Genomic DNA, 8,944 nt, shown 5'->3' on the forward strand with positions numbered 1-8,944 from the left:
TATCAGAGACAGCCCCTAACCCAGCGCCCCCCTCACCCTCCACTTTCCCTCGATGCTCCGGCGGCGTCCGCCAGCGGTCGCTGACGTCCGCACTGCCCAGGGGCCGGGTTTCGAGCTTTCACTTAACAACGCGCCGCGGATTGAAAATCCAGTCCTACTTGGACTCATTGACACATTTCATAACTAGGAGTGCACTTCGGGACAGCTCATCCGGATGAGCACACCCCCATCCCAACCCCCAGCCGGACGGGTTGCGGTCCACGCGGAGGCGCTCCCACAAGGACCTCCACGTGCCGCGCCATGCCCGGCACGTGGAAGGAGCACCCCCGTGAGACACCAGACCGCGATCGGGGCTGCGGCGTTGTCCGCCTGCCTCGCCGTGGCGTTGTCCGCCCCCGCCACAGGTGCGACCACCCGCACCGCACCCGCCAAGCCCGATCCACGCACCGTCGCCGCCGGTTCGGCCGACCGCGTCGTCGCGGCGCAGCCCGCCACGTTCAAGACGGCGGCCGAGGACGAGATCTACCGCACCGGGGTCGTGTCCAGCCTGAACGGCCTCCAGCACGTGTCCTACCAGCGGACGCACGCCGGGCTCCCCGTGTTCGGCGGCGACTTCGTCGTCACGACCGACGCCGGCGGCGCCGTGCTGAGCAGCTCCGTCAGCCAGACCAAGGCGCTCGACGTCGACACGACGGCGAAGGTCTCGGCGGCGCAGGCCGCCAAGACGTCCCGCGCCCGCGTGTCCAAGGTCGAGAGCGCCTCCGCGCCGCAGCTGACGGTCATGGCGGAGGGCGCCGGACGCCTCGCCTACGAGACCGTCGTCACCGGCGTCCACAAGAAGGCCCCGACGAAGCTGCACGTGTTCGTCGACGCCAAGAGCGGCAAGGTCGTCCGGACGTTCGACGAGGTCACCCACGCCGCGCCCGACGACCGCAGCTTCTACCACGGGACCGTCGACGTCAGCACGGCTGCCACGTCCATGCAGGACCCGACGCGCAACGGCCTCCGCTGCGGCGGCCAGAACGGCCAGACGTTCACCGGCACCGACAACGTGTGGGGCAACGGCAGCGGCACCGACCTCGAGACCGCCTGCGTCGACGCCATGTACGCCGCCCAAAAAGAATGGGACATGCTGAAGGAGTGGCTCGGCCGCAACGGCATGAACGGCAGCGGCGGCGGCTTCCCGATGCGCGTCGGCCTGAACCAGGCCAACGCGTTCTGGAACGGCAGCTACACCAACTACGGCCGTAACTCCGCCGGCACCAAGCAGGCCACGGGCATGGACGTCGTCGGCCACGAGAACGGCCACGGCATCTTCCAGAACACGCCCGGCGGCTCCAGCGGCGGCAACGGCAACGAGAAGGGCGGCATGAACGAGTCGGCCGGCGACATCTTCGGCGCGCTGGTCGAGTTCTACGCCAACGAGCCCGAGAACCTCGACCCGCCGGACTACCTGGTCGGCGAGGAGGTCGACCTGGTCGGCCGCGGGCCGATCCGCAACATGTACAACCCGTCGCTGGTCAACAACGACCCGAACTGCTACTCGTCCTCGATCCCGCGCACCGAGGTGCACAAGGCGGCCGGCCCGCAGAACCACTGGTTCGTGCTGCTCGCCGTGGGCTCGAACGGCACCCCGGCCAGCCCGACGTGCAACAACTCGACCGTCACCGGGATCGGCATCCAGAAGGCCGGCAAGGTCTTCATGGAGGGCCTCAACCGGAAGGTGACGGCCTGGAGCCACGCGCGCGCCCGCCTGGAGACCGTGAACGCGGCCAAGCAGCTGTTCCCCGGCTCCGCGGCCGAGTGCAACTCGGTGAAGGCGGCCTGGAGCGCGGTGAGCGTCCCCGCGCAGTCCGGTGAGCCCGCCTGCTGAGTGACCGCCGGTTCCTGACCGGCATCGAACTCGCGGCCCGTGACGGGGCCCGCTCCCCCGTCGCGGGCCGCTCCCCTTCCCTGGAGGAATCTCATGAGATCGCGCACTATGGCGACCGCCGCGGCGGCCGCTCTGGCCCTATCCGCCCTGCTGCCCGGCGCCGGCGCGTCAGCGTCCCTCGAAGCCCCCGTCGCGCCTCCGGCGGCACGCACCGCCGCGCCCGACATCCCGCTCGCCAACGTCAAGGCGCACCTGTCGCAGTTCCAGAGCATCGCCAGCAGCAACGGCGGGAACCGCGCCCACGGCCGTCCCGGCTACCGCGCGTCCGTCGACTTCGTGAAGGCCAAGCTGGACGCGGCCGGGTACACGACGTCCATCCAGTCGTTCAGCTACAACGGCGCCACCGGCTACAACCTGATCGCGGACTGGCCGGGCGGCGACGCCAACAACACCCTGATGGTCGGCGCGCATCTCGACAGCGTCAACGCGGGCCCCGGCATCAACGACAACGGCTCCGGCTCCGGCGCGAACCTGGAGGTGGCGCTCGCCGTCGCCCGCGAGGGCTACAAGCCGTCCCGGCACCTGCGGTTCGCCTGGTGGGGCGCCGAGGAGCTCGGCCTCATCGGGTCGACGTACTACGTCAACAACCTGCCGTCCGCCGAGCGGTCGAAGATCAAGGGCTACCTGAACTTCGACATGGTCGGCTCGCCCAACCCGGGCTACTTCGCCTATGACGGCGACGGGTCGAGCGGCAGCGGCGGGCCCGCCGGGTCCGCGGAGATCGAGCGGGTGCTCCGCGCGCACTTCGCCACGATCAACGTCCCCGTCGAGGACACGGCGTTCGACGGACGCTCCGACTACGGCCCGTTCATCCGGTACGGGATCGCCGCCGGCGGCCTGTTCACCGGCGCCGAGGGGCGCAAGACGTCCGCGCAGGCGCAGAAGTGGGGCGGCCAGGCGGGCGTCGCGTACGACCGGTGCTACCACGCGTCCTGCGACACGACGTCCAACATCAACGACCCGGCGCTCGACCGCAACGCGGACGCCATCGCGTACGCCGTCTGGACGCTGGGCGGCAGCGCCGGCACACGGTAGCCGCCCCGACCGGACGACCCGACGCCGCCTGGAAATGCAGACGGCGGATGTCTCCGTATATGCCGGGCAAAGCGCCGGTCTCGTCGCGGAGTCCGCGGACGCGGGCGCGGGCCGTCTCGTCGAGGTCGGCCACGACTCCATCGAGATCACCAAGTGAGGCATTTCATTCGCGCAGCTCAATGAGGCTTTTCAGAATTTTCGATGGCCTCGTTCAGCGATGTTGAAAATCCAGTGGCGGATGGATCCGTTGACACCCGACCCGCCGCCACGGTCCAATTTTGGACAGCCCGACACCACTCCCAAGGGCTGACCTAAGGCGGTCGCACGGTACGAATCTCGGCCCGGCCCGTGTACCGCCGCCCAGACGGGGCCCCGCCCCCCGCCGGGCCCCTGGCGCCCTCGTCCGGCCCTTCGCCGGACGGGGGCCCGGGGCCCTCAAATCCCCTCCGCGCCGCCGGCGCCGGAGTGGGATGTCGGGCGCAGGGGTCACAATGGGGGCATGTGCCGCAGTATCAAGACTCTCCGCCCGCCCTTCACCGACGACGTGACCGACCAGGACGTCCGGGCGGCAGCGCTCCAGTACGTCCGCAAGATCTCCGGGTTCCGCGCGCCCGCGTCCCACAACGCCGAGGCGTTCGAGCGGGCCGTCGAGGAGATCGCCGAGAGCACCGCCGTGCTCCTGAACTCCCTGGAGATCCGCGGCCGCCGCGCAAGCTGACCCCGCCGGGCCCTGCTCGGCCCCGGCGGCCCCTGCTCGGCCCCGCCGAGGATTTACTCGGCGGCGACCAGCTCGGCGATCTGGACGGTGTTGAGGGCCGCGCCCTTGCGGAGGTTGTCGCCCGAGCAGAACAGGGCGAGGCCGTTGTCGACGGTCTCGTCGCGGCGGATGCGGCCCACGTAGGTCGGGTCCTGGCCCGCGGCCTGGAGCGGCGTCGGGACGTCCGACAGCAGGACGCCGGGCGCGCCGGCCAGCAGCTCGCTCGCCCGCTCAGGGCTCATCGGACGCTCGAACCGGGCGTTCACCTGCAGCGAATGCCCGGTGAAGACGGGGACGCGGACGCAGGTGCCCGACACCTTCAGGTCCGGAATCTCCAGGATCTTGCGGCTCTCGTTGCGGAGCTTCTGCTCCTCGTCGGTCTCGGCGAGCCCGTCGTCCACGATCGACCCCGCCATCGGCAGCACGTTGAACGCGATCGGCCGCACGTAGACGGACGGCTCGGGGAACTCCACCGCCGAGCCGTCATGGGTCAGCCGGTCCGCGGTCTGGACGACCTTGGTCGCCTGGTCGTGCAGTTCCGCGACGCCCGCGAGCCCGCTGCCCGACACCGCCTGGTAGGTCGAGACGACGAGCGCGGTCAGCCCGGCCTCGGCGTGCAGGGGCCGCAGCACCGGCATCGCGGCCATCGTCGTGCAGTTCGGGTTGGCGATGATCCCCTTGGGACGGCGCGTCGCGGCGTGCGGGTTGACCTCGGCGACGACCAGCGGGACGTCCGGGTCCATCCGCCAGCCCGAGGAGTTGTCGATCACGACGGCGCCGGCGGCGGCGACCTTCGGCGCCAGCTCCTTCGACGTGGTCTTCCCGGCCGAGAACAGCACGATGTCGAGGCCCGAGTAGTCGGCGGACGCCGCGTCCTCGACGGTGATCTCGGAGCCGTTCCACGGCAGCCTGCGTCCGGCCGAGCGGGCCGAGGCGAACAGCCGCAGCTCGTCGACCGGGAACCCGCGTTCGGCCAGGATCTCGCGCATCACGCCCCCGACCTGGCCGGTGGCCCCGACGATCCCGATTCTCATGCCGCTCCCTCTGGTAGATCGCTTTGACCTGGAGTGTCGCCCAGGACGTTCAGGTCGTCCAATCAATAACCCTACGCAGCGGGGTCAAAGCTCCGGGACGCCACCCTGAGCCGCCAGTGGTGCATTCAGGGGCGAATCAGGGCGAATCCGGATGTCAGGGTTACCCGGCACTGGGCATGATCGAGGCATGGACATGAACAAGGACACCACCACCGCCACCATAGCCGGCGAGGCCGGCACGGCCGGCGAGAAGAAGCTCAGACGCACCCGCGACGACCGGATCCTCGCCGGGGTCTGCTCGGGCGCCGCGCGCTTCCTCGGCGTCGACGCCAACATCATCAGGGCCGGCCTTGCGGTCTTCACCGTCTTCGGCGGCGCCGGGATCGCGCTCTACGCCATCGGCTGGGTACTGATCCCCGAGGAGGGCGCCGAGAAGACGATCGCCGAGGACATGATCAAGAAGGCGAGCGACTCCCCGGCCGTCCAGGACGCCGTCAAGAAGACCAGGGACGCCTTCAACAAGCCCCGCACCCACGCCTAGACGTCAACGGGCTAGGGGCGCGAGAGCCGACCAGAGACACGAACGGGGGCCAAGGCGGCGAGCCGCCTACGAACGGGGCCAAGGCGGGGAGCCGCCCAGTAACACGGACCAAGGGGGTCAAGGGGCGGGAGCGGATCGGCTGACGCCGGACAGCTCGTCGTCGCCCGCGGGGGGCGCGGCGACGACGACGGGCTCGACACGCTCCCGCATGCCGGCGATGACGCCGCCGCGGACCTGGTTCCAGCCGAGCGTGAGCATCGCGGCGACCGACAGCCCGAGCACGCCGGCGAGCGACACCACCGTCTCGGGCCCGAGCACCTGGGCCGCCGCGCCGCCGACGAGGATGCCGACGCCCTGTCCGGCGAGGATGCCGGACTGGGCCAGGCCGAACGCGCGTCCCCGTCCCGACGCCGGCACCGCGGCCACGAACGCGGCGTTGGCCGCGAGCTGGTAGGCGCTGCCGACGCCCGACAGCGCCCACAGCGCCACCACGCACCACAGCGGCGGGCGCAGGCCCGCGCCGATCAGCGGCAGGCAGGCGAGCATCGACATCCAGCCCATCGCGTGCAGCCGGTTCGCCGGACGGACGAACCGGCTGAACAGGAACGCGCCGATCACCATCCCGGTCGGCATCGCCGACAGCAGCACCCCGACCGTGACCGCGCCGCCGCCGAACGTCGCCGCGTACGGCGCGGCGAGGCCCTCGGGGATCACGTAGAACGCGCACAGCCACGCGAACAGCACCAGCGACCGCAGCACCGGGTCGCCGAACACGAGCCGCACGCCGTCCCGCGTCCCGCGCCAGAGCCCGAACGGCTCGCGTTCGCGCCGCCGCGGCGCTCCTCGCCGCCGCAGCCCGCCGATCAGGATGACGGCGGACGCGCCGAACGTCAGCGCGTCCAGCGCGAGCGCCTCGTACGTCCCGACGACGGCGACGATCGCGCCGCCCGCCAGGAAGCCGAGCATCTGCGTGCCCTGGTGCGTGATGTTGTTGATCGCCGACCCGGCCACGTACCGGTCGCCTTCCAGGACGTCCGGCAGCAGCGCCGCACGGGCCGCCGAGAAGGGCGCCCCCAGCAGCACGGTGAGGAACACCAGCGCCGACAGCGCGCCGACCGGCATCTCCAGCAGCGCCATGACAGCGACCAGGCCCGCCCGCACCACATCGCAGACGATCATGACGGTGCGGCGCGGGAACATGTCGGCCAGCCCGGACAGCACCGGCCCGCCCACGATCGGCGGGATGTACGTCAGCGCGTACACCAGCGCGGTCAGCAACGCCGACTTCGTGTGGTCGTACACGAGCACGGCCAGCGCGACCTGGGCCAGCTGGTCGCCGACGAACGACAGCGCCTGCGCCAGCCAGAGGGCGCGGAACTCGCCCACCGCGAACACCTCGCGGTAGGTCGCCTGCTCCTCCGGCGGACGGCGGTGCCGCCCGGTCTGCCTTCCCGCCACGCTCGCTCCAGTTCAGCCCGCCCGGTGTTGGACGGCCCTCCCATTAACTCACGCTGCGTGGCTTTGATGTGACCTACAGTGCACAATTCCTCGTCCCGGCCGGCTATTTTCAGCCGCCGAACCCGGCATGTACGAGGAAAGGGTCAGTAGCCGAGCTCGTGGAGCCTTCGGTCGTCGATACCAAAATGGTGAGCGATCTCATGCACCACGGTGATCCTCACCTCTTCCACCACGTCGTCCGGGGTGTCGCATATCTGGAGAATCTCATTACGGTAGATCGAAATGTGATCGGGCAGGACGGCGCCGTACCAGTCGCCGCGTTCGGTGAGGGGTACGCCTTGGTACAGGCCGAGCAGCCCGCGCTCGGGCGCCTCGTCCTCGACGACGATGACGACGTTGCGCATGTGCGCGGTCAGCTCGGGTGGGATGGTGTCGAGGGCCTCAGCGACCAGGTCCTCGAACTCATCGCGCGACAACTCCATCACGCCGACAATTCTGCTCGACAGAAGGGGATCACGTGCCCAAGGTCCGCGCCGAGTCGACCGAACCCCCCGCGACCCGCGCCCGCCGCGCCGCACGCGCCGCCGCCAACGCCTCGCGCGCCGCCCGCCGCCAGACCGTCCGCGCGTCCCGCGCCACCGCCCGCACCGCCGCCCGCGCTTCGCGCCGCGCCGCCCGCGGCCCCCGCGCCATCGCCCGGAGCACCACCGCCGCGTCCCACGCCGTCCGCCGCCGCACGGCCCCCGCCGCGGCCCGCGTCCGGGCCTTCTTCGACCCGGTCGTCCGCCGCGCCCGCCCCATCCTGACCAGCCGCTGGACGCGCCTCCTCCTCGTCCTCGCCATCGGACTCGCCGCCGCCTACGCCGGCCTCCTCCTCGGCGGACGCTACGTCACCCCAGTCGGCCCCACCGACGTCGAACTGTCCCTCCGCCCGTCCCTCCACGGCGGGACGACCCTCGAACTGCCGCCGCTCGGCTCCCTCCAGCTCGACACCCACTGGGGCCCCGTCGCCCTTGAGGCGAGTTTGACCGACGTCCGTCCCGAACAGGCGCAGAAGCTCATCGAGAACGACGCCGAGGTCGACCGGCTCACCGACCAGATCGCCGACCAGATCGCCGACGGCGTGAAACAGCTCCTCGTCCGCGCCGTCGTCCTCGCCCTCCTCGCCGGCTTCGCCGCGGGCCTCGTCCTGTTCCGCTCCCTGCGCCGCGCCCTCCTCGGCCTCGCGTCCGCCGCCGTCGGCCTCGTCGCCCTCACCCTCCTCACCTGGACGACGTTCAACCCCCACTCCATCGCCGAGCCCCGCTACACCGGCCTGCTCGCCAACGCCACCCAGATCGTCGGCGACACCCGCAGCCTCGTCGAACGCTTCTCCGCCTACCGCGCCCAACTGGCCCGCCTCGTCGGCAACGTCTCCGAGCTGTACGCGGCCACCTCGACCCTCCCGACCTACGAGCCCGACCCGTCCACGATCCGCGTCCTGCACGTCTCCGACATCCACCTCAACCCGGCCGCGTGGAACGTAATAAAGTCCGTGACCACCCAGTTCAAGGTCGACCTCATCATCGACAGCGGCGACCTCATGGACCACGGCAGCAAGGCCGAGAACAAGTTCGCCGGCGAGATCTCCGACCTGAAGGTCCCGTACGTCTACGTCCGCGGCAACCACGACTCCAAGGAGACCCAGCGCGCCGTCGCCCGCGAGAAGAACGCCATCGTCCTGGACGACGCCACCCGCGAGGTCAAGGGCCTGCGCGTCTACGGCGTCGGCGACCCCCGCTTCACCCCCGACAAGAGCACCCGCGACGACTTCGTCGGCGCCGACCAGATGCGCGCCGAGGGGACCCTCCTCGCCGAGAAGCTCCGCGCCTCAGGCACGACACCGGACCTCGCCGTCGTCCACGACCCGAACGAAGGCGAAGCCTTCTCCGGCCTGACACCCCTGATCCTCTCCGGCCACGCCCACGCCCGCTCCACCAAACTCCTCCCCACCGGCACCCGCCTCTTCGTCCAGGGCTCCACCGGCGGCGCCGGCCTCCGCGGCCTGGAACACGAGAAGCCCACCCCGATCGAACTCTCCGTCCTCTACTTCAGCCGCGCCACCCACCGCCTCCAGGGCTGGGACGACCTCCGCCTCGGCGGCCTGGGCCTCACGTCTGTCTCTTATACACCTCTGACGCTGCCGA

At 70.9% G+C, this 8,944-nt stretch carries 9 protein-coding genes; 6 read left to right on the plus strand and 3 right to left on the minus strand.

From position 1 onward, the window contains the following. Positions 1-328: 328 nt before the first annotated feature. The 4 genes from E1287_RS39865 (at position 329) to E1287_RS39875 (ending at position 3,686) form a co-directional block, all read left to right on the plus strand. A complete protein-coding gene (locus E1287_RS39865; protein WP_243719761.1) occupies positions 329-1,873 on the plus strand; it encodes a M4 family metallopeptidase in 1,545 nt (514 codons plus the stop codon). Positions 1,874-1,966: 93 nt separating this feature from the next. Next, entirely contained in the window at positions 1,967-2,968 is a 1,002-nt protein-coding gene (locus tag E1287_RS39870; protein WP_131970775.1) for a M28 family metallopeptidase, read from the plus strand. 34 nt (positions 2,969-3,002) lie between these two features. Beyond that, positions 3,003-3,125 (plus strand): hypothetical protein, encoded by a 123-nt coding sequence (locus E1287_RS46510; RefSeq protein WP_279508629.1) that lies wholly within the window; start codon positions 3,003-3,005, stop codon positions 3,123-3,125. A gap of 342 nt (positions 3,126-3,467) precedes the next feature. After that, entirely contained in the window at positions 3,468-3,686 is a 219-nt protein-coding gene (locus tag E1287_RS39875) for a DUF2277 domain-containing protein (RefSeq protein WP_131970777.1), read from the plus strand. Positions 3,687-3,739: 53 nt separating this feature from the next. On the opposite strand, the gene E1287_RS39880 is transcribed toward E1287_RS39875, so the two are convergent. Then, positions 3,740-4,759, minus strand: a complete 1,020-nt coding sequence (locus E1287_RS39880) for an aspartate-semialdehyde dehydrogenase (protein ID WP_131970779.1) — start codon at positions 4,757-4,759, stop codon at positions 3,740-3,742. 187 nt (positions 4,760-4,946) lie between these two features. On the opposite strand from E1287_RS39880, the gene E1287_RS39885 reads away from it, so the two are divergent. Then, positions 4,947-5,300 (plus strand): PspC domain-containing protein, encoded by a 354-nt coding sequence (locus tag E1287_RS39885; RefSeq protein ID WP_243719762.1) that lies wholly within the window; start codon positions 4,947-4,949, stop codon positions 5,298-5,300. Positions 5,301-5,417: 117 nt separating this feature from the next. Here the strand turns inward: E1287_RS39885 and E1287_RS39890 are convergent, their stop codons facing one another. Both E1287_RS39890 and E1287_RS39895 read right to left on the minus strand, forming a co-directional pair. Continuing rightward, complete coding sequence (locus E1287_RS39890; RefSeq protein ID WP_131970781.1) at positions 5,418-6,758, minus strand: MFS transporter; 1,341 nt, start codon at positions 6,756-6,758, stop codon at positions 5,418-5,420. A gap of 143 nt (positions 6,759-6,901) precedes the next feature. Beyond that, positions 6,902-7,243: a metallopeptidase family protein gene (locus E1287_RS39895; RefSeq protein WP_131970783.1), complete on the minus strand. Its 342-nt coding sequence runs from the start codon at positions 7,241-7,243 to the stop codon at positions 6,902-6,904. 32 nt (positions 7,244-7,275) lie between these two features. On the opposite strand from E1287_RS39895, the gene E1287_RS39900 reads away from it, so the two are divergent. Then, a partial coding sequence (locus tag E1287_RS39900) for a metallophosphoesterase (RefSeq protein ID WP_243719763.1) occupies positions 7,276-8,944 on the plus strand: 1,669 nt, incomplete at its 3' end.

This window comes from Actinomadura sp. KC06, assembly GCF_004348735.1.
Classification (GTDB): Bacteria; Actinomycetota; Actinomycetes; order Streptosporangiales; family Streptosporangiaceae; genus Spirillospora.